The organism is Pelosinus sp. sgz500959 (genome assembly GCF_042610375.1).
GTDB lineage: Bacteria > Bacillota > Negativicutes > DSM-13327 > DSM-13327 > CTSoil-075.
This window is the reverse complement of sequence record NZ_JBGJZL010000006.1, coordinates 230,093-253,583: the sequence shown is the minus strand read 5'-3', so window position 1 is coordinate 253,583 and position 23,491 is coordinate 230,093. Positions and strand designations below refer to the sequence as shown.

20 protein-coding genes, 1 riboswitch and 1 other annotated feature (1 of these 22 only partly in view) are annotated in these 23,491 nt (G+C 36.5%); of the genes, 18 read left to right on the top strand and 2 right to left on the bottom strand.

What is annotated here, in order from left to right; genetic code table 11:
* Nucleotides 1–15 (bottom strand) — a binding site (T-box leader); it reaches 194 nt to the left of the window's first position.
* A 321-nt stretch (nt 16–336) separates the two neighbouring features.
* The 18 genes from ACAN52_RS11730 (at nt 337) to ACAN52_RS11645 (ending at nt 20,714) form a co-directional block, all read left to right on the top strand.
* Complete coding sequence (locus ACAN52_RS11730; RefSeq protein WP_378954965.1) at nt 337–618, top strand: hypothetical protein; 282 nt, start codon at nt 337–339, stop codon at nt 616–618.
* A gap of 194 nt (nt 619–812) precedes the next feature.
* The gene (locus ACAN52_RS11725; protein ID WP_378954964.1) at nt 813–2,033 is read left to right on the top strand and encodes a multidrug effflux MFS transporter; all 1,221 of its coding nucleotides are present in this window, start codon (nt 813–815) and stop codon (nt 2,031–2,033) included.
* A gap of 186 nt (nt 2,034–2,219) precedes the next feature.
* Nucleotides 2,220–2,306, top strand: a riboswitch (cyclic di-GMP riboswitch).
* A gap of 193 nt (nt 2,307–2,499) precedes the next feature.
* Nucleotides 2,500–3,519: a galactose ABC transporter substrate-binding protein gene (locus ACAN52_RS11720; protein ID WP_378954963.1), complete on the top strand. Its 1,020-nt coding sequence runs from the start codon at nt 2,500–2,502 to the stop codon at nt 3,517–3,519.
* Nucleotides 3,520–3,539: 20 nt separating this feature from the next.
* On the top strand, nt 3,540–5,243 hold the full coding sequence (locus ACAN52_RS11715; RefSeq protein ID WP_378954962.1) for a methyl-accepting chemotaxis protein: 1,704 nt from the start codon (nt 3,540–3,542) through the stop codon (nt 5,241–5,243).
* A gap of 214 nt (nt 5,244–5,457) precedes the next feature.
* Nucleotides 5,458–5,994 carry a hydrolase gene (locus ACAN52_RS11710; protein WP_378954961.1) on the top strand — a complete coding sequence of 179 codons (537 nt, stop codon included), beginning with the start codon at nt 5,458–5,460 and terminating at the stop codon, nt 5,992–5,994.
* Nucleotides 5,995–6,018: 24 nt separating this feature from the next.
* Nucleotides 6,019–6,894, top strand: a complete 876-nt coding sequence (gene pheA / locus ACAN52_RS11705) for a prephenate dehydratase (RefSeq protein ID WP_378954960.1) — start codon at nt 6,019–6,021, stop codon at nt 6,892–6,894.
* Between the two features lie 320 nt (nt 6,895–7,214).
* Entirely contained in the window at nt 7,215–11,237 is a 4,023-nt protein-coding gene (locus ACAN52_RS11700; RefSeq protein ID WP_378954959.1) for a response regulator, read from the top strand.
* Nucleotides 11,234–12,709, top strand: coding sequence for a sigma-54-dependent transcriptional regulator (locus ACAN52_RS11695; RefSeq protein WP_378954958.1), 1,476 nt, complete (start codon nt 11,234–11,236; stop codon nt 12,707–12,709). The genes ACAN52_RS11700 and ACAN52_RS11695 overlap by 4 nt, the downstream gene beginning before the upstream one ends.
* Nucleotides 12,710–12,895: 186 nt before the next feature.
* Nucleotides 12,896–13,144, top strand: a complete 249-nt coding sequence (locus ACAN52_RS11690) for a hypothetical protein (RefSeq protein ID WP_378954957.1) — start codon at nt 12,896–12,898, stop codon at nt 13,142–13,144.
* A complete protein-coding gene (locus ACAN52_RS11685) occupies nt 13,122–13,475 on the top strand; it encodes a response regulator (RefSeq protein ID WP_378954956.1) in 354 nt (117 codons plus the stop codon). The genes ACAN52_RS11690 and ACAN52_RS11685 overlap by 23 nt, the downstream gene beginning before the upstream one ends.
* 315 nt (nt 13,476–13,790) lie before the next feature.
* Nucleotides 13,791–14,249, top strand: a complete 459-nt coding sequence (locus tag ACAN52_RS11680; RefSeq protein ID WP_378954955.1) for a response regulator — start codon at nt 13,791–13,793, stop codon at nt 14,247–14,249.
* A gap of 44 nt (nt 14,250–14,293) precedes the next feature.
* Nucleotides 14,294–16,123: an ATP-binding protein gene (locus tag ACAN52_RS11675; RefSeq protein WP_378954954.1), complete on the top strand. Its 1,830-nt coding sequence runs from the start codon at nt 14,294–14,296 to the stop codon at nt 16,121–16,123.
* A 71-nt stretch (nt 16,124–16,194) separates the two neighbouring features.
* Nucleotides 16,195–17,949, top strand: coding sequence for a 2-oxoacid:acceptor oxidoreductase subunit alpha (locus ACAN52_RS11670; RefSeq protein ID WP_378954953.1), 1,755 nt, complete (start codon nt 16,195–16,197; stop codon nt 17,947–17,949).
* Nucleotides 17,950–18,813: a 2-oxoacid:ferredoxin oxidoreductase subunit beta gene (locus tag ACAN52_RS11665; protein ID WP_378954952.1), complete on the top strand. Its 864-nt coding sequence runs from the start codon at nt 17,950–17,952 to the stop codon at nt 18,811–18,813.
* Between the two features lie 182 nt (nt 18,814–18,995).
* Nucleotides 18,996–19,529, top strand: a complete 534-nt coding sequence (locus ACAN52_RS11660) for an RNA polymerase sigma factor (RefSeq protein WP_378954951.1) — start codon at nt 18,996–18,998, stop codon at nt 19,527–19,529.
* Between the two features lie 13 nt (nt 19,530–19,542).
* Nucleotides 19,543–19,836 (top strand): hypothetical protein, encoded by a 294-nt coding sequence (locus ACAN52_RS11655; RefSeq protein WP_378954950.1) that lies wholly within the window; start codon nt 19,543–19,545, stop codon nt 19,834–19,836.
* Nucleotides 19,837–19,883: 47 nt separating this feature from the next.
* Nucleotides 19,884–20,219, top strand: a complete 336-nt coding sequence (locus tag ACAN52_RS11650) for a hypothetical protein (protein WP_378954949.1) — start codon at nt 19,884–19,886, stop codon at nt 20,217–20,219.
* 93 nt (nt 20,220–20,312) lie between these two features.
* Complete coding sequence (locus ACAN52_RS11645; RefSeq protein WP_378954948.1) at nt 20,313–20,714, top strand: HsmA family protein; 402 nt, start codon at nt 20,313–20,315, stop codon at nt 20,712–20,714.
* A 128-nt stretch (nt 20,715–20,842) separates the two neighbouring features.
* Here ACAN52_RS11645 and uxaC read toward each other — a convergent pair whose 3' ends face one another.
* Together uxaC and ACAN52_RS11635 are read right to left on the bottom strand one after the other, a co-directional pair.
* Nucleotides 20,843–22,249: a glucuronate isomerase gene (uxaC, locus tag ACAN52_RS11640; RefSeq protein ID WP_378954946.1), complete on the bottom strand. Its 1,407-nt coding sequence runs from the start codon at nt 22,247–22,249 to the stop codon at nt 20,843–20,845.
* 190 nt (nt 22,250–22,439) lie between these two features.
* Complete coding sequence (locus ACAN52_RS11635; protein ID WP_378954945.1) at nt 22,440–23,459, bottom strand: molybdopterin-binding protein; 1,020 nt, start codon at nt 23,457–23,459, stop codon at nt 22,440–22,442.
* Nucleotides 23,460–23,491: the final 32 nt, after the last annotated feature.

Genomic DNA, 23,491 nt, shown 5'->3' with positions numbered 1-23,491 from the left:
CATCATTACTGTTGAAATATATTATTATCAAGATTATAAAATGAATACATACAAATGTCAACAGTCACTGTACATAAACTTTCGCTATTGAGATATTATGTACATATTTAACTTAAAAATGTTATCTTAGTTGTTCCGAAAAATAAAATAGTCCGTAGTGAACTGAGCAGGGATTTCTTGACTCAGTTTCATTTTTGAAATACAATAAAACTTCTCAGAGAAATAAGATAAAGATATTGTCTAAGGAAAATAGAAGGATCAGTGAGGTTGTAATTGATCATATACTGTTAGAAAAAATGAAGAAAATATTCCCTGATTCCAAGGAGGTAGTTAGTGTTGAAGGCAATAGAAAAGGTAGCAATTTTTCTTGTTATACTTGGTTTAGAAAAGGCTAAAAGCATCATTGCATTAATGGATAGCGATGAGATCAATAGGATTATTCCTAAAATTCGCAAACTAATCGAAATTTCACAAGAAGTACAAAAAGATGTATGGAATGAGTTTAGGCAATTGGGCTATGAGGATAAAATGAATCCATCTGAAACTCTAGGTATTATAAGGTTGTTGTTTAACGGTAGTAAAATTAGCGATAAAAGTCAAAGGCCATTTTTTAGGTAGAAAAAGTCATACGTTAATCTTGACGATTGACTACCTTCCCATTACAATAATGACAACGAGAAAATGATGGATTTTTTATTAGAAATGAGTAGAAAAGGCAAGCACTATTTGTCGTGAAGAGAAATAGTGCTCTTATTATTTGATATTATTTCTGAATTTCTATCGATTATATTTGAAAGGATTGATTTCAACGTATGAATTGTTCTATTCAAGAGGAGACGATTGCTCCTGAAGAAAAATCTCGATCATCGGTCCTATGGATCGCTTTACTTTTAGGAATGTTAGCCTCTTTTGGACCCTTATCCATTGATATGTATTTGCCGGCTTTACCTAACTTAGCAAATGATCTACATTCGAGCACATCCTTAGCGCAGCTTAGTTTGACAGCATGTTTGCTAGGAATTGCATCAGGACAATTATTTGCAGGTCCAATTAGTGATGTACGGGGGCGAAGAGGACCTTTGTTAGTCGGTTTACTGAGCTATGCGATTTCTTCTTTGTTGTGTGTGTTTGTTCCAACTATTTGGACATTCGTACTGATGCGATTTATTCAAGGACTAGCAGGATCTGCAGGTATTGTTATTTCGCGAGCCATTGTAAGGGACCTTTACTCAGGGGCGGAGATGACACGGTTCTTCTCATTATTGATGTTGGTGAATGGGGTTGCTCCTATCCTTGCTCCCATTTTAGGCGGGCAAGTTTTAGAAGTCACATCTTGGCGAGGAATTTTTGTAGTATTGTCAGGCATGGGGATGATTATGCTAGTGGCTGTCTTCTTTGGGTTAAAAGAAACCTTGCCGATTCAGCGACGTTCCCAAGGGGGCGCTCTCAATACTTTCCGCACTTTCCATAAATTAATTGGTAATCGATCTTTTATGGGGTATGCATTAACACAAGGATTCGTTATGGCAGCGATGTTTGCGTATATTTCTGGTTCTCCCTTTGTTTTGCAAAATATTTTTGATGTATCACCTCAGATGTTTAGCTTGTTTTTTGGTATTAATGGTCTTGGCATTATTATCGCTGGTCAAGTGACTGGGAGATTAGCAGGGCGGGTTCATGAAAGTAAGCTTTTGATTGTAGGTCTTGCCATAGCATTTTTTGGAGGGATTTCCTTGCTTGCTATGACTTTGATAGGGGGAGGACTTTACACTGTTTTAGTACCATTGTTTTTTGTGGTATCGAGTGTTGGAGTTGTTGGTACCAGTAGTTTTTCATTAGCCATGCAGGATCAAGCAAAAGCTGCAGGCAGTGCATCAGCTCTTATTGGACTCTTATCCTTTATTTTTGGTGGATTTATGGCACCTCTTGTTGGTATCGCTGGAAGTCATACCGCCATTCCTATGGGCGTTACCATTGCTGTTGCTGAAACAGCTGCCGTTTTAAGTTATTTTATCTTAGTAAAATCGAAATGACGATACAAAAAGATAGAATAATCATGAAGGCTTATTGTAAAAAAAAGGAACATATAGATGCGGAAATATAGTTAAGTGTCAGTTAAAGTAGAAATAAGTAATATTTTACAAGGAATTTAGTTATGATATAGCGAATATAAAGAACTAAGTTAATTAAAATTATGTTGATTAGCTGACTATAGCAATTGATAAAAAGGGCAAACTTGTCGAAAGGCAAGGACGCAAAGCAGTGGGTCTACGACCGATATTGGTTACGATTGCCAAGCTACAAAGAAAAATTCTTTGCGAGCTTGTTTTTTTTATGCCCAATTACAGTGATTGATCATTCTTTTGAGGATATAATCAACCAACAAATATCTAAAAGAATAATTAGCGCTAGTCGATGATAGGATCACTGATGAGAGGAGATGAGAAGGGTAATTCGAAGAAGTAAAATCAAAACAACTTATTTTTACGGAGGGTGCTAATGAAAAAATATATGAAATTGTTCATTACGGTCATGTTTTTTTTAGGTATTTTGGCTTTAACTTACTATTCTTCAGGATTCTCATCAACAGAGCTACAAAAGAAAGCAGTTATTGGTGTGATTGTTGGCACATTTGATGATACCTGGAGGACATGTGTGCGAAATGAAATCTACAAAATTGCTGAAGGGAAAATTAAAGTTGATATTTGGAATGGAAATAATTCTCAAACCGTAGAAAATGAAAAAATTGATCTGATGATTCAAAATAAAATAAGTTCACTTGCCATCAACCTTGTTGATTCAACTGCAGCTGGTGAAATCATTGAAAAAGTTAAAAAAAATAATTTGCCAGTTATTTTTTTTAATCGTGAACCCTTGCTAGAAGAACTTAAAAAATGGGATAAAGCTTATTATGTGGGGGCGAAAGCTGAGCAATCTGGGACTTTACAAGGACAAATCTTAGTCAATTATTTTAAAACTCATCCTACCGCAAATGGTGTTATTCGTTATGCAATGCTCAAAGGTGAACCAGGGCATCAGGATGCTGAATTGCGGACAAAATATGTGATTAAAGCGATGGAAGATGCTGGTTTTCACGTACAAAAAGTAGCAGAAGATACAGGAATGTGGGATCGCATCAAAGGTCAGGAAAAAATGGAACTATTCCTTTCCTCACACGGCGATGGAATTGATTGTGTGATTGCCAATAATGATGATATGGCCCTAGGCGCCATTGATGCTCTGAAAAATAAGGGTTATTTTCAAAATGGAAAATACATACCTGTTGTTGGTGTTGATGCTACAACTCCAGCGTTAAAGGCACTTAGCGAAGGTACTCTTCTTGGTACTGTTTTAAACGATGCCGTGCATCAAGGAAGAGCTATATTTAATCTTGCGAATGTTTTTGCGGAAGGGAAAGTGCCGAGTAACGAAAATATAGGATATAAAATCACTGATGGAAAATACGTGTGGATTGATTATAAAATAATTACTAAAGAAAATATCAATGACGCAAAGTGATTTCGGGGGAGGTATAAGGTTTGTTAAAAAATGCAAAGGTTGGTTCTAAAATATTAGTTGGATTTGGTATTATTTTAATTATGATGCTAATAACTACAATTGCGGCTTTTTATAATTTAAGAATTATGGAAAACGCTACAAATAAAGTAGCTAATGATTCTTTGCCATTGGCGCGCATGGTTGAGGAAATCGGCACTGAGTTATCCAATGAAGAGGCGGGCGTTCGTGGCTATATTGCTAGTAACGGCGATGAGCGATTTTTGGAATCCTATGCTGCAAGTCGCAAAAATATCGATCATATTATGAAAGAATTAGAAGGATATTATTCTGTATATCCTGCCTTGGAAAGTATCGTAGAAAATGAAACAAAACCTAATATTGAAGTCATTAATAAACACTTTGATAGTCAAATTGACCTTATTAAAAACGGTAAACTGCAACTGGCACAAGCAAGATTAGCAGATGGAAAAATTTATATGGATGCATGTGGGCATGTTCATAAAAAGTTGCGTAAAGAAATCAGTGAATTGACGAATCGTGAATGGATGAGTAGCAAATCAGCTGGATTATCGGCAAAGTGGAGTATGGGAATTATATTTTTAATTAGTATTATGACGAGTGGTATGATTGCATGGTTACTTTCACGAATGATTGTGACTCGGTTGCATCAATGTGTAGTCTGCTTACAAAAAGTTGCTCACGGAGATCTATCTGTTGCGCCCATAAAGATTGGCGATAAGGATGAAATTGGGGAATTGGGTATTGCTACCAATACCATGTTAGAAAGTCTTAAAAATATTGTTTCGGTTGTATCGGATACAGCTCTACAAGTTACTTCTTCTTCTGAAGATTTATCTAATAGTGCAGAGCAATCAGCATTAGCGGCGAATCAAGTGACCGTTACGATCACAGAAGTAGCTCAGGGAGTAGAAAATCAATCAAAGGCTTCCGATGAAGCTTGCGACGTTGTAGAGCAAATTACGATAAGTGTACAGAAAGTTGCAGTCAATGCAAGTCGTGTAGCCAATGTAGCTGATAAGACATCTCAGGTAGCGCAGGATGGCAGTCATGCGATTGGAACAGCTGTTAACCAGATGATTTTAGTTAATCAATCTTCTCAAATTGTCAGTGAAGCTGTTACGAAACTAAGTAATAGCTCACTTGAAATTGGACAAATTGTAGATGATATTGCAAATATTGCAGGACAAACAAACCTATTGGCATTAAATGCTGCCATTGAAGCTGCCCATGCAGGTGAGCAAGGTAGAGGTTTTGCCGTTGTAGCGGAAGAAGTACGAAAATTAGCTGAAGAATCTCAAGGAGCGACCAAAAGGATTGCTGGAATCATTGGTATTATTCAAGATGATATGAAAGCAGCTGTACTTGCCATGAATCATGGTGCACAAGAGATTGCCATAGGAACACAAGTCGTTACTATGGCTGGACAATCATTTAATGAAATACAGGAAAAGGTTAATGAAGTTTCTTCACAGGTTAATGGAATTTCTGCGACGCTACAACAGTTAGTAGTCGGAAGCCAACGAGTCATTTCCTCAGTTCAGACCATTGATACCATTACGAAGGAAACGGCGAATCAGACTCATACTGTATCAGCGGCTACACAAGAGCAATTGGCATCCATAGAAGAAATCGCTTCCTCTAGCCAGAATTTAGCTCATTTGTCCAATAAACTAAAAGATGCAGTGAATCAGTTTATCGTATAAATCAAGAAAAAAGTAGATTTTATATGGATTTGGCAAGGAGATTATGGTGATAGAGCGAACATAAACATTCAAGGTGATTTTTTTATGGAATCAGAAAATATAACACTTTCTAGGGTTCCAAGTCTTTTTTTATATGATCAGTATTTAGAGTGCCTGTCGAAATGACAACAAAAAGTCAAAAGTGATGATTGTTGAAAGGGAGAGGAAAGAAAATATGCGTATTGAAAAAGAAAAGTCTCAGTTGTTATTAATTGATGTTCAAGAAAAACTATTTCCCCATATGGAGAATCAAGAAATTCTTCGTAAAAAAGTGATTACCTTGCTCGAAGGTATGAAAGCTCTCGCTATTCCTATCATGGCCGCACGACAGTATCCAAAAGGGTTGGGCGATACGATTGAAGAACTAGGAGTATATTTTTCTCATTACTATGATAAAATGGCCTTTAGTTGTTGTGGTTCAGCAGAGCTACTCGCCGAATTTGACAAAACAGGTAGAAAAAATATTATTATTACGGGTATAGAGGCTCATGTTTGTGTATTACAGACGGTTATTGATTTAAAATCTCTAGGCTTTACACCGATTGTAGTTGTCGATGCAATTAGCTCTCGTGACAGGCGAGACTATGAAATCGCATTAAAACGCATGGAATATGAAGGTGCAATTCTTGCGACTGTGGAATCCATACTCTTCGAACTTTGCCATAGTGCGGGGACTGAGGACTTTAAGAAGATTTCTCGTCTAGTAAAATGAAGATAAATGTTAGGAGGGTAAAGGATGAAACGTAATGCTATTCTTGTAATAATGCTCATATGTTTAAGTTTGTTAGGAAATACTGCATTCGCGAATGTAGGTTATTTGGGACCAGCAGGTACTTATACTGAAGAGGCTACTATTCAATTCTTTGGACAAGGAGAGACAATAACACCCGTATCCACAGTTGCAGAATCTTTAGCCATGTTGAAATCAGGAAAATGTGAGTATGCAGTCGTACCCATTGAAAATACAATTGGTGGCCCTGTGTATAATTATCTTGATGGGGTTGTAGCAGATGACTCCTTTACTGTTGTTGGTGAAGTGGATTTACCAATCCGGCAAACCTTGCTTGCTTTACCAGGGGCTACAATACCGCAAATCAAAACAATCATGTCTCATCCACAAGGAATTGCTCAAAGCAAGGCTTGGATGAAAGCCAATACTCCTGATGCAACTATTGTTGAAGTGTCGAGTACGGCTGAAGCGGCTAAAAAGGTGGCGGAGTCAGGAGATACTTCAATGGCAGCCATTGCAGCATCACGTACTGCAGAAGTGTACAATTTAAATATTTTAGCCACTGATTTGCAGTATACAAATACTAACGTAACTCGTTTTTGGATTGTTACATTAAAAGCAAAGCATACGAGTGAAGGAAATAAAGCATCAATACTCGTCAACGGCTCGATCAATTCCGTGGTAAAATTGTTATGCGAATTAGAGAAAAAGGGCTATGCTGTACAAAGTCTTCATGATCGACCATTGAAAACAAAAATGGGAGAGTATCAATTTGTTATTGAAGTAGTCGATCATAAGCAGCAAAATTCTCTTGAAAATATTCTTGCTCGTAAGGATTTGCAACTGCAAATTCGAATTTTAGGTAAATTTAACTCAAAGTAAAACGAGCTAGGTGATCGTTCGAATTTTAATAAAAAAATTTGAGTCATGATTCACGTATAAGGTGGGTTGTGGCTCTTTATTTCATGACTATTTTTCTTGGAGTATGAATAGTTCTTGTAAAAAATGTAATTGACAATAATGTAGGAATTTAGAAAATTATGGCGAATGTAGCAATATGATATGGTTGGAAATGAACGACTCCAGGCGACGCGACTCCACATATGGAAAGATGTCCATTACAACTCTGATTGGGGCAACCAGAGGAGATTTTGTGAAACTCGTCGATCATTCAAAAAAATCCTTGTAAAGGAGAGCGAAAGATGGATAGAGGTAAAATTCTAATCGTCGATGATGATGAAGGATTGCTCCAGTTAATTGTGAAATTACTTTGTCGGCATGGTTGGGATGCTTTTCAGGCATCGAATGAAATAAAGGCGCTAAAAGAAATTGAAAATAATAAGCCAATGCTGTTGTTGGTAGATTATCAATTACAAAAAGTAACTGGCGGACAATTGATCAAAAAGGTTCAAGAAAAATTTGGAGAAATTCCATTCGTTGTGATGACAGGTTACGGTGATGAAAAAAAAGTTGCAGAGATGTTTAAGTATGGTGCGAGAGATTACCTAGTAAAAGACACTAACTTTTTAGAGCAATTACCTCAGGTTATTGAACAAGTCGTGGAAAAAATTCAAAAAGAAAATTTAGATAAAGAAACCTTCGCATTATTGAAAAATCAGGCTGCCATTATTACCTTTTCTGAAGATGCAGTTATTGCTATGGATCTAAAAGGGATTATTCAGTATTGGAATCATGCTGCTGAAAAAATATATGGTTATTCATCCGCAAAGGCGATAGGATCTCTTTATTTAGATTTGCTTTCTCCTCAATATAGAGAGATGGATATGATTTTCTTTGATATATTGAGTGCAGGGGATAAATTGGAAGCCTATGAAACTGAGCATATACAAAAAGGTGGAGTCAGTATTTATGTTTCTGTGACTCTATCTTCCATTTATGAAAATGATGGACGCCATCGTGGTTTTTCTGCTATTGTACGGGATATTACTGAGCAAAAAAAAGCAGAACAAGCATTGCGCCTGAGAATGGCTTTTGAAAATATTTTAATGAATGCCTCGCAAACATTTTTTTCAGCGCCTACCCAATTTTCGAGAACAATGTATACGACTTTAGGAAAAATAAGCCAATTAATTGGAGCCGATCAAGCCTTTTTATATTGGTTGAGTGACAATGATGAAGTTTGTATTTTATATGAGTGGTATAAAAATATTAATGAAATAGATCTTCAACCAACGAGTACGATAGCAGATCATTGGAAAGAATTAGCTAAACAAAAAAATATTGTTGTTGCTCTTGGCAATCGTCAGGAATCTACTATGGAGAATGAGAATAGTGGCTTTATTTTAATTCCCATGGTGAGAGATGAAATATATGGTTTTATTATTTTTGAATGTAATGTGATTGCAGAAGAGTGGTTAACGAGAGATTGGTCTTTTTTGAAGTTATCCGGAGACATGTTTTGTAATATTATTACCAGGCAATTAGCCGAGAAAGAATTGGCAGACCGCCAGGCACAAATTATTAATCACCAAAAAGTATTATTAGAACTTTATCAAGAGCAGTTTGTAAAAACTGAAGATAAAATTGAAAAAATTTGTATGTTAGCGGCTCAGACCTTGCTCGTTGATCGAGTGTCGATTCTTCTTTTTAACGAAGATATTACAGAACTTGTTCGAATTGGTATGTATCAATTAGGACCTACGCTGTTTCCTGCCAATGATAAAATCACATTACCACCAAATTCTCTTTTTAAAAAGGAAATAGAAAAACAAAGAGTCATTTTATCTGGAGATATTCAAAATAATCCTCTATTTACTGATTTTAAAGAAGATGCTTTATTTAAAAATATTAAGACAGCTGCTTTTGTAACAATCAGCTCACGTGGAAAAGTCATAGGTATGGTAAGTTATTGTAATATGGAAAGGATGCGTAGTTGGTCCCTGCCCGAACAGGAATTTACTGTTTCGATTACTGATCAGGTAGCCCTTAGTCTAAAAGAAGAATCTCTTAGACAAACCTTAGAACAATACCAACTCGGCGAAAGGCGTTATCGAGCTTTGATGGAGCAATCGTCAGATGGAATATTAATATTAAATTTAAATTCCTGGGAAGTGCTTGAAGCAAATGTGCAGGCTCAATCTATTTTTAACGTAAAGGATGAGGGTGTAGTCGGAAAAAATCTCATTTCTCTCTTGGGTGATCGTGGGCATGATGCTTATCAACGAATGTCCGATGACTCTGGCCAGCATCAAATGATATGTGATTATTGCCAAGAGAACGGACAGACTCGCGTCTTAGAATTTCGTTTTAGTCATATTTCTTTTGATGACTATCAGTGGGTTATGGCGAATATAGCCGACATTACTGAGAAACGCTTGATGGAGGAGAAATCACGCTATACACAAAAAATGGAGGCAGTTGGAACTCTTGCTGGTGGTATTGCACATGACTTTAATAATATTTTATCTGCAATGATGGGTTATACCGAACTTGCACTGAGAGAATTACCAGAGATTGATCGTGTACAGAACCATTTGCAGGAAGTCATGCATGCTGGAAATCGAGCTAAGGCTCTCATTAAACAAATTATGACCTTTGGTCGCCCTACTGATAACAACATTCAACAGGTAGATTTGAAAAAAGTTATCCATGAAGTATTACTTTTTCTAAAGGCTACCCTCCCATCAAATATAAAAATATGTCAAGACGTAGGGGATAGTGATTTTTATGTAAAAGGGGAACCTACGCAACTTTTTCAGATTATCATCAATTTGTGTATTAATGCGGAAATGGCTATGCGCAGAACAGGTGGGACATTGCAGATTGGACTTAGTAAGAAAAAGATTGAGAAAGAAGAAGCACAATTTCTTCAATTATTGGGGGAGGAGTATTGCTTACTCATCGTTTCTGATACAGGAATTGGCATGGAACCTCAGGTTATGAATCGGATTTTCGAACCATTTTTTACGACTAAGCCCCAGGGTGAAGGGACTGGTATGGGATTAGCTGTCGTTCATGGCTTAGTGAAATCTTATGGAGGAGTTATTGAGGTCGAAAGTAAAATCGAAGAAGGAAGCAAATTTACCATCTATTTGCCGATTGTTACAGAAATAGCTGAAGTAATCCCTTCGACTGAAAAACTGAAAAATACGAGTCACGCTAGAATTTTATTTGTAGATGACGAGGAGATCTTGGTTAAGCTGCATGTAGATGCTTTACGTAGAGCTGGGTACTTCGTAACGGGAGCTTCTAGTGGAAGAGCGGGAAAAGAAATTTTTCTAAAGGCACCTAATGAATTTGATCTCATCATTACAGATCAAACGATGAAAGATATGACTGGGGAGGAGTTGGCCCTTAGTATATGGACGATTCGTGAAAATATACCGATTATTTTATGTACGGGATATAGTTATTTGATTGATGAAGAACGGGCTTATGAAGTTGGTTTTAGTGCTTTTCTTCATAAACCAATATCGATGGAAGATATGGTTCATGCGATTGAAATAAGTTTGACTACTCAGGATCATTTTCCATATAAAGGTCCCATGAAATCAAAGGCAAATCTTATACCTTCTTTATTTCAGAAACAAGTGTCTCATAAGGAATGGGCTCCACGCCAAGATATTTATACTGATTATATGGAAATTGTCACTAGGTGGTGGGTACATGAGTTAAAACAACCTCTTAGTATTATTTCTAATATTACTAATATGGCAGCCTATTACCGAAAAAAAGGAAAACTGCAGTCCGCTGCCGAGTATGCTGACGAAATGGAAGAAGTTCGGCGGCAAGTAAGACGTATAGAAAGTTTACTTAACAGCGGTGTTGGGTATTTTCAAAATCCCGGACAAGAAGCTAATAGTAAAATTGACTTACAGGTAACTGTACAAGAAATTTTACAACTACTGAATGCCTATTTTATACGCAATAAAGTAGAAATAGTATTTACACAAGAGTGTGAAGATCTTTTTATTGAAGTCAAACCTTCCTCACTTAAAAGAGCTATTATTTTGACTCTGCTTGAATTAGTTGAAAATCATATGTTATCAGGAGGCAGTGAGAATATATTTATTATACTTTCCTTGCTAACGGGGCCTACGCTAGAGTTTAAAGTACAAGATCCATTTTTTCAAAGATTAGTTAAATGGAGGTTTAGCTCTTATTGGGACAAAAAAGATGGAAAAGTAAGCGTAGCACAATCTGAAGGATATCAAAGTATTCGGATCTTGATTCATAATGTTAAGATGCAAGGAGAACGAGTATGAATATATTGGTAGTTGATGATGAACCTCTCTCTCGAGGATATTTAGCAAAATTTTTGACTGAGCTTGGGCATAGTGTCATCGAAGTAGGTGACAGTCAAGAAGCCATTAAGGCAATTCAAAATCATACTTTTATTTTAGTCATCTCTGATATCAGTCTGCCAGGAATGTCTGGTCTTGAATTGCTTTGTTATATTAAGGCTAATGTATTTCCAGTTCCAGAGATTATTTTAATGACTGGTTTTGGCGATATGGATACTGTTCTCGCAGCTCTTCGCGCTGGAGCTTACGATTATTTGCGAAAACCCTTAAATTTTGATGAATTAGAAATTGTAGTAGAAAGAATTGCGGAACATTATAGTTTAAAAGCGGAGAATCATCTTCTTACTAATCAGTTTGAGCAACAGGTCAATGCAGCTGTTCGATCTAAGCAGGATGAGCTTACACGAATGCAAGAGAGGCTTTATCAAGAGATGGGACTCAACTCTCTCTCTGTATTTTCCGATAGTATGAAAGAAGTCATTAGACAAGCGGAAGTGTATCGGAATGATCGGAGTGTACCTGTTTTGATTGAAGGTGAAACGGGAGTTGGTAAAGAACTAATTGCCCGATATATTCATGGTCATTCAGAAGAAATCTCTGATCCTTTTATTGATATCAATTGCGCAGCGATTGCAGAAACTTTATTTGAAAGTGAATTATTTGGGTATGAGGGAGGGGCTTTCTCTGGTGCACTGGCAAAAGGGCAAAAAGGAAAATTCGAACTCGCTAATGCTGGATCTCTATTTTTAGATGAAATAGGCGAAATGCCCTTACTCTTGCAGGCTAAACTTCTTAGGGTTTTGGAAGAAAGACAATATTATCGAGTAGGCGGGATCAAAAAAATAACATTAAATACCCGAATTATTGGTGCTACGAATGTAAATTTACAAGATAGTGTTGAACGCGGAACTTTTCGTCGAGACTTATTCTTTCGGTTGCATATCGGATATATTCGTATACCACCACTTCGTGAGCGGACTGAAGATATTTTACCCTTAGCTAAAAAGTTTTTAATTAAATTTGGGCTACAACGAAAAAAAAGATTTCATACGATTCATCCAGCGGCAGAAAAACTTCTTTTGAATCATACTTGGCCAGGTAATGTGAGAGAATTACGGAATTTGATGGAATGGGTTACATTGATGTTCAATGAAGAAGAATTGACAAGGGAGCATTTGGTTGCTTTGAATAAAGGAGCAATGGCAAGGGATACATCTCAGAGTTCTTCTATGGATCATGAACAATCTTTTGAATGGAACGGAGTTCGCATCATGCTACCGAATACGCCATTTTCACTTGAAAATTTGACGATGCGGATTATTGAAGAGGCCTTATTATTAAATCAGCAGAATAAAAGTAAGACAGCTCGTTATTTAGAAATGAGTCGCAGATCCTTATGTTATCGTCTCGATGGAGAAAATCATACAAAATAGTACACTATACCATTTTTGTATATACCAAAAATGGTATAAACTAAAAATAGTACAACAAATATTAAATTTTTATAGAATGTATCAGCAAAAATCATGTCAAATTACTTTGGCATGATTTTTGCATATTTTAATGAGAAATAAATAAGAAGAGACTTGATAAAAATGTGCAATGAGGAGAGGAAACAAATGATTAGTGATAAACATTGCAAAAGTCTTCTAGAAATAGCAATTAATTATTTAGTATTTGAAACACGAAATATGGATGTTTCTTACCAATCACAATATGAATACTGGGAAAAAAGAATTCTAACCAAAGCAAGGAGATATCACACACCGGTGATTAAAAATACTAGTATAAAAGATCAAGTAGAAAATAATGGTGGGTTACCGAACTGGAGAGAGGGAGAACACCATGAAAAAAATATTAATTGTTGATGATGCAATTTTTATGAGAAATACTTTAAGAAATATGTTAGAGAAAAATGGCTATGAAGTGGTTGGAGAGGCGGAAAATGGTGAAGCGGCGATACAAAAGTATGAAGAACTTCAACCAGATATTACAACCATGGATATTACCATGCCTGTAACTTGTGGCGTGGAAGCCTTAAGACGTATTCGAGAAATCAATCAGGGTGCAAAAGTAGTGATGGTGACGGCGCGAGGGCAAGAAAATTTATTGAAAAAGGCTGCCTTAGAAGGTGCCTATAGTTTTGTCATAAAACCTTTTGAAGAAAAAAAAATTGTTAATTTACTAAAAAACTTATGATCATTAAAAAAAACTTATNGCAAGAAAATTTATTGAAAAAGGCTGCCTTAGAAGGTGCCTATAGTTTTGTCATAAAACCTTTTGAAGAAAAAAAAATTGTTAATTTACTAAAAAACTTATGATCATTAAAAAAAACTTATTTATAAGTAATTATCAAAAAACAGGTGTATATTTTGATCTTTGGTAAAAGGTCAAAATATACACCTGTTTTTTCGACAAATCGAAAGGATTATATCAGTTTTATATAGAATTATTTATCAAATAATAGATTGAAATAAGTGGAGATTATAGAAGGATTCGGGAGGAAAGTAAAGCGTGAAACAGATAAGAATTATATTAGTCGAAGATGATTCCGGCCATGCCCTTCTCATCATGAAGAACTTACGTCGTTCTGGAATTTCCGATGAAATTACGGTATTTGATAATGGACAAAGTGTTTTAGATTTTTTTAATTCTCTTCCTGATGAGAGAGCCCATGCAGAATTTGTAATTATTTTGGATTTAAATTTGCCAGTATTAGATGGACATCAAGTATTGAAAAAACTTAAGTCTGACCATAAAACTAAAAGTATTCCCGTTATTATTCTGACAACGACAGACGTTCATCAAGATATTAGAATTTCTTATGAGTTGGGTTGTAATATTTTTATTACCAAGCCAACTCAATATGATAAATTTTGCATAACAATCCAAACATTGGGAATGTTGTTGTCGATTATGGAATTTCCTATTCTAGTTGAAACAAATTCCCTAGGAGATAATAGCAGGACATAGTTGGCAGTTGCTATTTCTTTGATCATGAGGGAGGAGGAGAAGAGATGTTTTGGGATCTCAATAATCGTCGAAGCTGGAGCGGCTATGTTGTTGCCGTTTTGGTTGTTGCTATCAGTGTAGGTCTACGGATTGGATTCTTTTCAGAGCTAGGGAACCGTGCTCCTTACCTGATGCTTTATCCTGCTGTGACAATCGTAGCTGCTTATGGGGGATTTTTTCCTGGCTTATTGGCAACGTGTCTTTCGGGCTTATTGTCAACCTTACTTTGGGTAGAGCCCTTGGGGTCCATTCGAATCGATGCTTTTGGTGATCAACTAGCCGTGGGGATATTTTTTCTCAGTTGTTGTATTATTTCAGCTGTGTGTGAAATGATGCAACGCGCTCAGATCAAATTACGTGATTCTAAGGTCGAATTAGCGACAAAATCTGAACTCCTTGATGCGGCAGCCGATTATATTATGGTACGTGACTTAGATAGTCGGGTTATTTACTGGAATCGAGGGGCCGAGAAAGGATATGGTTTCACCGCTGACGAGGCTATTGGAGAAATAACACATGAATTATTAAAAACTCAATTCCCTCAGTCATCAGAGGCCATAAAAGCTGAGTTATTAACGCGGGGGCAATGGGAAGGCGAATTGACTCACACTTGTAAGAATGGTGTAACGATTGTTGTGCAAAGCAATCAAACTCTTAATCGGGATACAGCGGGTAATCCCATCTCGATGATGGAGATTAATCATGATATTACGGAAAAGAAAAAGGCCGAAGAAGCGATCATCCATATGAATGCTCTTTTGCAGGGATTTAACAATGAATTAGAGTTTAAGGTTGCTGAACGAACGCGAGAACTGCAAGATATTAATGCTGCAATGGAAGAAGAAATCATGGAGCGACATGGGGCTGAGCAATCTCTTAGAGAAAGTGAACAACGGTTACAAGACATCAATGCTACTTTAGAAGAAGAAATTATGGAGCGGCAAGCTGCAGAACAATCCCGCAGAGAAAGCGAACAAGGATTACAGGATATTAATGCTGCATTAGAAGAAGAAATTATGGAACGTCAAGCAGTCGAAAAAACTCTTATCGAAAATGAACATCAACTTAGAAGTTATTCAGAAGAACTTATGGAAACCAATAAAGAGCTAACGTCTTTTGCAAATGGCATTGCCCATGATTTTCGTAGCCCAATGGTCAATCTCAAAGGGTTTTCTCATGAACTAAAGGAATCACTTTTTGTCATGAGACATATTTTAAAAACTGATTCAGTACACATGCCAGATGAATTACAAGAAAAGGTAGATCAATTACTTGATCGAGATGTACCTGACTCTTTAAAATTTATTTATTCTTCTGTTGATCGGCTAGATCGAATGGTCAATGCCCTTCTCGGATTGGCTCGTATGGGGAGACAAGATTTAGTATTGCAGGATGTAGATATGGGGCCTCTTCTCAATCAGGCAATTCAGTCCTTAAAGCATCAAATCGAAGCTAATCATATTCAGGTAACGATCGGACCACTACCTACTGTCAAAGCAAATCGTGTAGCGATGGAACAAATTATTGGAAATTTGTTGGATAATGCTGTAAAATACCAAATGCCTAATCGTTTGGGTAAAATCTCCATAACCTGCAGCGATGAAAATGAAAGACACATTTTTGTTATTGAAGATAATGGAAGAGGCATTGATGAAAATGATTATGAAAAGATCTTCCAAATTTTTCGAAGGACCGGTCAACAGGATGTACCTGGTGACGGATTAGGTCTAGCTTATGTCAGGACACTGATCCGTCAGCTCGGTGGTCGAGTATGGGTTGAATCTGAACTAGGAATTGGAACTAAGATGAAGTTTAGTGTTCCTAAATTTCGTTAATAAAAAATAGTTTCATTAGATTGTCGATTATATAAAATTTGATCGATTGATTGAAAAAAGGAGAATGACATATGAAACAAAACATGTCAGAAGTATCCTGGAAGGTAGGAGGACAGCAAGGAGAAGGAATTGAGAGCAGTGGTGAAATATTATCGACTGCCCTAAATCGTTTAGGTTATTACTTATATGGTTATCGCCATTTTTCTTCTAGAATCAAAGGAGGACATACTAATTATAATGTTAGGATATCCTTAACTTCTAAAGGTACGATTGCCAATGAACTAGATATACTCATTGCCTTTGATCAAGAAACCATCGATATCAATCGTCATGAATTACAGAGTCAGGGAATTATTCTGGCAGATGAAGAGTTTAATCCAACAATAAAAAATATAATAGGACTGGAAGTTTTTCCGGTCCCTTTTTCTAAAATCGCTGCATCCTATGGATCGATGATTATGAAAAATATTGTTGCCCTTGGTGCGACTGCTGCATTACTGGGAATCGATCTTATGGCATTTACTTCTGTAATACAAGAAAATTTCGCTAAAAAAAATAAAGAAGTGATTGACCATAATCTAGGTGCTTTTCATGCCGGCGCGCAGTTCATTCATGAAAATGGGATTCATTTAATTGAAAAGTATGTATTACCCAAAGTACAGCCAGTAAAACGGATGTTTATGATGGGAAATGAAGCCATTGCCTTAGGCGCTATTGCAGCTGGATCACGTTTTATGGCTGCCTATCCCATTACACCTGCTTCAGAAATTATGGAATATATGATAAAAAAGCCACCTGCACTAGGCGGAGATGTCATACAAACAGAAGATGAGATTGCTGCCTGTACTATGGCGATTGGTGCTAATTATGCCGGAGCAAGAGCGTTTACTGCCACATCAGGGCCTGGATTATCTCTCATGGCAGAAGCAATTGGACTGGCTGGAATGGCAGAAATTCCTCTCGTTGTAGTCAATACCCAACGTGGTGGACCAAGCACTGGTTTACCGACTAAAAATGAACAGTCAGATGTAATGGCTGCCATTTATCATACCCATGGTGATACTCCCAAGGTTGTATTAACACCAAGTACAGTGGAAGAGGCTTTTTATGATACCATTGAAGCTTTTAATATTGCAGAAGAATATCAATGTCCTGTGATTATCTTAACCGATTTACAACTTTCTTTAGGTAAACAAACGGTTGAACTTTTCCAATATGAGAAAATTAAAATCCGCCGTGGCAATCTGATGCAAGAGTCTATTTTACCGACACTGGCTCAAGGAGAATACTTTAAGCGTTTTCAAGTCACTAAAAATGGAATTTCACCACGAGTATTACCAGGTATGCCTAATGGTATTCACCTCATTACAGGACTTGAACATGATGAAATGGGGAAACCAGCTGAGGCTGCTGCAAATCGCATAAGACAAACAGATAAACGTATTCGTAAATTGACTCATTTAGTCGATCATTATCCTAGACCTATTTATATCAATGCGCCTTATGAAGAAGCAGATCTTTTGATTATTGGAATGACAGGAAGTCGTGGTGCCATTGAAGAAACGATGACTAAGTTGACGGCAGAAAATTGGAAAGTCAATCATGCTCATATTCGTTTGTTACATCCATTCCCTATAGAGCAGTTAAATCCCTTATATACTTCAGCGCGTAAGGTCCTTGTTGTTGAACACAATGCTATTGGTCAGCTGGCTGCCCTCATCAGAATGAATAGAGTCGATGATGGAAAAATGATCAATCTATTAAAATATGATGGTGGTATTTTTAACCTAACCTCACTATATGAAAAATGTAAGGAGGTTTTATAAATGAGTACTTCTGCCGATTTTCGTAATCAAATAAAACCAAATTGGTGTCCAGGTTGCGGCCATTATGCCCTGCAAAATGCCTTACAACAAGCTGCTGCTCATGCTAACATCGAACCTCATCAATTAGCCGTCATATCAGGAATAGGATGTTCTGGTCGACTTTCTGGCTATATGTATGCTTATGGCGTCCATGGAATTCATGGCCGAGCACTGCCTATTGCCCAGGGAGTAAAAATGGGAAATCGTGATTTAACTGTTGTTGCCTGTGGTGGGGATGGGGATGGTTTTGCCATTGGTCTGGGGCATACGATTCATGCTATGAAACGTAATATGGATATTACCTATATTGTACTTGATAACCATGTTTATGGCTTAACAAAAGGGCAAACTTCTCCACGAAGTGATCTAGGTTTTCAAACAAAGACCACACCAAATGGAGCAACAGAATCACCTATTTCTGCTATAGAGTTGGCGCTAGCGAGTGGAGCAAGTTTTGTTGCTCAAGGATTTTCCCAAAATATCAAAGAATTAACATCATTAGTTGAACAAGGTATTAGGCATAAAGGTTTTTCTTTTATTAATGTATTTAGCCCGTGTGTTACTTTTAATAAAGTTAATACCTATGAATGGTATAAAAACCATCTGACTTCTCTTCAAGATATTCATAATTATGATTCAATGAATCGCTCACAGGCCATGGAAGTCAGCATGGCTCATGATGGTTTAATCACAGGATTAATTTATCGAAATAAAGAAAAACGATCCTATCAAACCACTATTGATGTTAACAAACAACCATTAGCCCAATTAAATAGAACACCTGATAAAGAAATTTTGGAAAAACTGATATCTGAATTTATCTAAGAGTCAGGGGATGGCAGAGAAACCTCCCCTGACTCTATATTTTTTATAAGATATTTCAGTAAAAATAAATATTTTATGCAATAAACTAGGCATAAACTCGTCATTAATAGTAAGATAAAAAGTAAGTAATAAAACTGTGTTCGAAATACTTTGGCTATATGTGTAAGGGGAATTCAAATGTTATGTATAATCAACAAAAAGATATAGTCGAAATCATTACGAATGAACGGAATCGATTTTTACAATATGTACGACGTAAGATAACAGATATCTCAGAGATGGATGCTGAAGACATAGTCGCTGATGTGATATTTAATGTATATAACAAAGTAGATCTTCAATATCATATAGAAAATGTTCTTGCTTATATGTATCGCTCTATAAAAAATAGAATGACAGATTATCTTCGGCAGTCCTCGAAGCAAATATCATTAGATAAGATGGATGAAGCCTCTGGTATAACGATTCTAGAAACTCTTATTGATACTCATGCAGACATTGAAATGAATTTGCAACAAACAGAATTGCGCGATCAACTTTATGCAGCAGTTATGAAGCTTGAACCAAAGCAACGGGCAGTATGGATTGCTACAGAAATTGAAGGATATACATTTAAAGAACTATCTGAGAAATGGGGAGAACCTATCGGCACATTATTGTCGCGCAAGAGTAGGGCGGGAAAGGTATTAAAGAAAATACTCAAAGATCTAGTATGAGGAGGGTTTACGCATGAGTGCTGATTATAATCCGTGTAAATCAAAGGGAAAACTGATTGTCATTCACGTTTTCGCAGGTATAGGTATGGCAGTGGCTTTTGGCTTAATTTTTGGTTATTTTGTCATGCTGTTATGGAATTTCTTAATGCCTGATATTTTTGGATTAAAAGAAATTACCTTTTGGCAGGGGGCTGGCCTTGTTGTTTTGAGTCGATTGCTACTGGGAACGCGTGGATATGGTCATCACGGACATGCTTTGGACAAATACCATATGCCAAAAAAGAAGGATGACCAGGAATTTGTTTAAAAAAATCACTAAAAAGAAATGATTGAAAATAATAGGAGGTAAAAATAATGAATGAAAAAGTAATCGAGGCCTTTCATATGATGTGGGGGAATTTTCCGGAGCCAGTCATGCTCATACACAAAAGTCGAGAAATATTGGCTATCAATGATGTTTGCCGTAATGCTGGAGGAGTTATAGGAGTTAAATGCTCAGAATTAGGTGGACCAGAAAGGCATAAAGGCTGTCTGGCTAACCAAGCTATTGCACTGAAAAAAACAATATACTCGAAAAGTGAAGCAGGGGGGAAACAGGTTATTGGCTATTGGATGCCTCTGACTGATTATCCAGATGTTTATGTTCATTTTGGTGTGGGAGTTATGGTAGATTACGATAAACCCTGTTAATTTTCTTACGGTTTTAGTCATTCGTGTATGTCTTACAGTCACTGGCTGTAGGACATACACATCTTTCATTTCGAAAGAATAGGGGATGGTGAAATGTCACAAGGAATTATATTTATAAATTTGGCCTTTGTATTATATACAGTGGGAGTTTGGAGTGAAAAAATACAAGGTCAATTAAAGAAAGGACATTTGTTTTTATTCTGGTTTGGCGTATTTTGTGATATGCTCGGGACATCAGCCATGAGATCCCTAAATAACAATCATATCGGTGGTGGGATACAAAATATATTTGATCTTTTGCCGATTTATAAAGATTTTCATAGCTTAACTGGTTTTATTGCTCTTGTGTTAATGTTGCTACATGTATGTTGGGCAACGATTATTCTCTTTACTAAGAAAAGAGGGTGGATAAAAAAGTTCCATCGTTATAGTTTTATGGTCTGGATCATATGGTTAATACCTTTTTTGAGTGGTATGTTATTTCATCTTCGATGATCATAATAGAACAATAAACAATCTATCACCAGATGAATCTGCAGAAGGTTTCCAATCTTAAAGTAAAAAATTAAAATGGAGTGTACTGAAACGTTAGTTTCAATACACTCCATTTTTTATATCATTGATTAAAATTCAATACCAAAATATTCTTTGGCATTATCGAAAGAAATATTTTGTACCATTGTACCAAGAAGTTCAAAATCATTTGGTGCTTCGCCTGCTTCTACCCATTCACCGATAATGTTACATAGAATTCGGCGGAAATATTCATGTCTTGTATAGGAAAGAAAACTTCTTGAATCAGTCAACATACCTACGAAGCGACTTAAAAGTCCAAGATTTGATAAGGATATGAGTTGTTTTGTCATGCCATCTTTTTGATCATTAAACCACCAGCCGGAACCAACCTGAATTTTGCCTGGAATTCCTCCGCCTTGGAAGCAACCAATGATCGTACCCAACACATCATTATCGCGAGGATTCAAACAATATAAGATTGTCCTTGGTAATTCGTCTGTATCATCTAATTTATCAAGGAATTTTGAAAGGGCTTCAGCAAAGGTATAATCTGCAATTGCATCAAAACCGGTATCAGGTCCAAGCAGTCTCATCATTCGTTTGCTATTGTTTCTAATTGTACCAATATGAATCTGCATGGTCCAATTTAAACGTGAATACTCTTTTCCAAGAAAAACCATAACTTGTGTTTTATATTTTTTTACTTCAGATTCAGTAAGTTGTTGTCCTTTTAATGCTTTTTGAAGAATCACAGTAATTTCCTCGTCACTACCTTCTTCAAATACAATTGGATCTAAGGCATGATCAGAAACTCTGCAACCAACTTCGTGGAAAAATTCTAATCGTTGTTTCAAAGCATCTTTAAGATGAGCAAAAGTTTGGACATCTTGACCAACAACTTTGCTAAGTTTTTCGATCCATTCTACGAAACCATCTTTATCGATATTAAAGCTCTTATCAGGTCTAAAGGCGGGGAGTACTTTCACATCAAAGGTACTATCTTTAGCTAATTCAATATGATCTTCAAGGGAATCTGCAGGATCATCAGTTGTACAGATTACTTTTACATTGGAACTTTTGATCAGTCCGCGCGCCGTAAACTCATCTGTTGCCAGCATTTCATTACATTTGTTCCAGATAGTTTCAGCAGTTTTTGGTGAAAGGATTTCATTGATACCAAAGAATCTTTTCAATTCGAGATGTGTCCAATGATACAAAGGATTACCAATGCAATTTGGCATTGTTTCAGCCCATTTCATGAATTTATCTTTATCAGGTGCATCACCTGTAATAAATTTTTCATCAACGCCATTGCTTCGCATTGCACGCCATTTATAATGATCGCCACCAAGCCATATTTCTGTGATATTACGATAACGTTTATTGTCTTTAATCTCTTTAGGGCTTAGATGACAATGGTAATCAAAGATAGGCATGTCTTTTGCGTAATCATGGTAAAGTTTTTCTGCAGTTTTGTTGGTTAATAAAAAATTTTCATCCATAAAAGGTTTCATCGTTATTCCTCCATTATAATTTTTTTAGCACATAGATTAGATACTTCTATTTTCATGTTGGAAATTCCTTGTTTTTTCTGAATCTTAATTAAATAAATTAACTAAGATTCTAAATTAATAATATTTTACCCACTTGATTGGTTAATATGAGTCGAAAGACTGTCTTTCGACTCATATTATTTCTATATTTTTACATTTTACAAAAGGAACAATTAGGATAGCGACACCCTTCAGGACAAGTACGACATAATCCTCCATGTCCGAGAGAAGCAATAAAGCGAGAGGTAATTTCATCTCCGATCAGGACTTTCGGTAATAAAACATCTAGCACTGTAATTTTACTAAACATACCACAAGCAGGGATACCTAAAATAGGGGTACCTTCCAAATAGGCCAATAAAAACATAGCACCTGGCATAACGGGTGTTCCATAGACAATCACATTTGCGCCAGTTTGACGCACGGCCAGTGGAGTTACATCATCAGGATCTACGGACATCCCGCCTGTGACAAATACCACATCATTTTCAGCGCTAAGTTCTTGAATCGCAGCGGAAATTTTATTGGCATCATCGGGCACAAAAATAGTTTTTGTGAGGTGGCTGCCAAAAGCAGAGAGCTTTTTCTTAATGACTTCTTCAAACTTATCTTTTATACGACCATAAAAGACTTCATTCCCAGTAACGACGAGGCCTGCCTTTTTTTCAGGCAGAGGTCGAATCTTAATGATTTTTTCAGCAGTGCAGAGTTGTTCAATCTGATTTAATGTACTCTGAGGCAGTGTTAATGGAATGATTTTGGCAGTAGCTACTAATTCATTTTTTTGGACGAGTGTACCAGAATGCAAGGTCGATAAAGCCACTCCAACCATCTCGTTGATTTGTAATAATTTATCTACATGGATATCAAGCAATCCAAAAGTATTGGCTCGCATGTTGACTTTACCTTCGCTGGCATCGTCTTGTATTATATTTTCACCCGCCGTTAGTAAGGAAAGTTGGTGTGCTGCAGTATTTTCATGAACATCTTCAGGACCAATTTCGATAATATAGATATGATCTTTACCCATACTCAATAGCACAGGAATATCTTCTGGTTGAATAATGTGACCTTTATGAAAGGCAACACCTTTAAACTCTCCTGGTACGACTCGTGTTAGATCTTGACCAAGGACTAAACCGACAGCATTGGTTACATGTACTGTTTTCATTTCAACGCTCCTTTAAAAATCATGAATCGATT

Bases quoted from the DNA above. Each gene is read 5' to 3' on its own strand.
- ACAN52_RS11725 (WP_378954964.1), top strand. From the start codon at position 813: ATGAATTGTTCTATTCAAGAGGAGACGATTGCTCCTGAAGAAAAATCT.
- ACAN52_RS11720 (WP_378954963.1), top strand. From the start codon at position 2,500: ATGAAAAAATATATGAAATTGTTCATTACGGTCATGTTTTTTTTAGGT.
- ACAN52_RS11710 (WP_378954961.1), top strand. From the start codon at position 5,458: ATGCGTATTGAAAAAGAAAAGTCTCAGTTGTTATTAATTGATGTTCAA.
- pheA (WP_378954960.1), top strand. From the start codon at position 6,019: ATGAAACGTAATGCTATTCTTGTAATAATGCTCATATGTTTAAGTTTG.
- ACAN52_RS11700 (WP_378954959.1), top strand. From the start codon at position 7,215: ATGGATAGAGGTAAAATTCTAATCGTCGATGATGATGAAGGATTGCTC.
- ACAN52_RS11695 (WP_378954958.1), top strand. From the start codon at position 11,234: ATGAATATATTGGTAGTTGATGATGAACCTCTCTCTCGAGGATATTTA.
- ACAN52_RS11690 (WP_378954957.1), top strand. From the start codon at position 12,896: ATGATTAGTGATAAACATTGCAAAAGTCTTCTAGAAATAGCAATTAAT.
- ACAN52_RS11685 (WP_378954956.1), top strand. From the start codon at position 13,122: ATGAAAAAAATATTAATTGTTGATGATGCAATTTTTATGAGAAATACT.
- ACAN52_RS11675 (WP_378954954.1), top strand. From the start codon at position 14,294: ATGTTTTGGGATCTCAATAATCGTCGAAGCTGGAGCGGCTATGTTGTT.
- ACAN52_RS11670 (WP_378954953.1), top strand. From the start codon at position 16,195: ATGAAACAAAACATGTCAGAAGTATCCTGGAAGGTAGGAGGACAGCAA.
- ACAN52_RS11665 (WP_378954952.1), top strand. From the start codon at position 17,950: ATGAGTACTTCTGCCGATTTTCGTAATCAAATAAAACCAAATTGGTGT.
- ACAN52_RS11660 (WP_378954951.1), top strand. From the start codon at position 18,996: ATGTATAATCAACAAAAAGATATAGTCGAAATCATTACGAATGAACGG.
- ACAN52_RS11655 (WP_378954950.1), top strand. From the start codon at position 19,543: ATGAGTGCTGATTATAATCCGTGTAAATCAAAGGGAAAACTGATTGTC.
- ACAN52_RS11650 (WP_378954949.1), top strand. From the start codon at position 19,884: ATGAATGAAAAAGTAATCGAGGCCTTTCATATGATGTGGGGGAATTTT.
- ACAN52_RS11645 (WP_378954948.1), top strand. From the start codon at position 20,313: ATGTCACAAGGAATTATATTTATAAATTTGGCCTTTGTATTATATACA.
- uxaC (WP_378954946.1), bottom strand. From the start codon at position 22,249: ATGAAACCTTTTATGGATGAAAATTTTTTATTAACCAACAAAACTGCA.
- ACAN52_RS11635 (WP_378954945.1), bottom strand. From the start codon at position 23,459: ATGAAAACAGTACATGTAACCAATGCTGTCGGTTTAGTCCTTGGTCAA.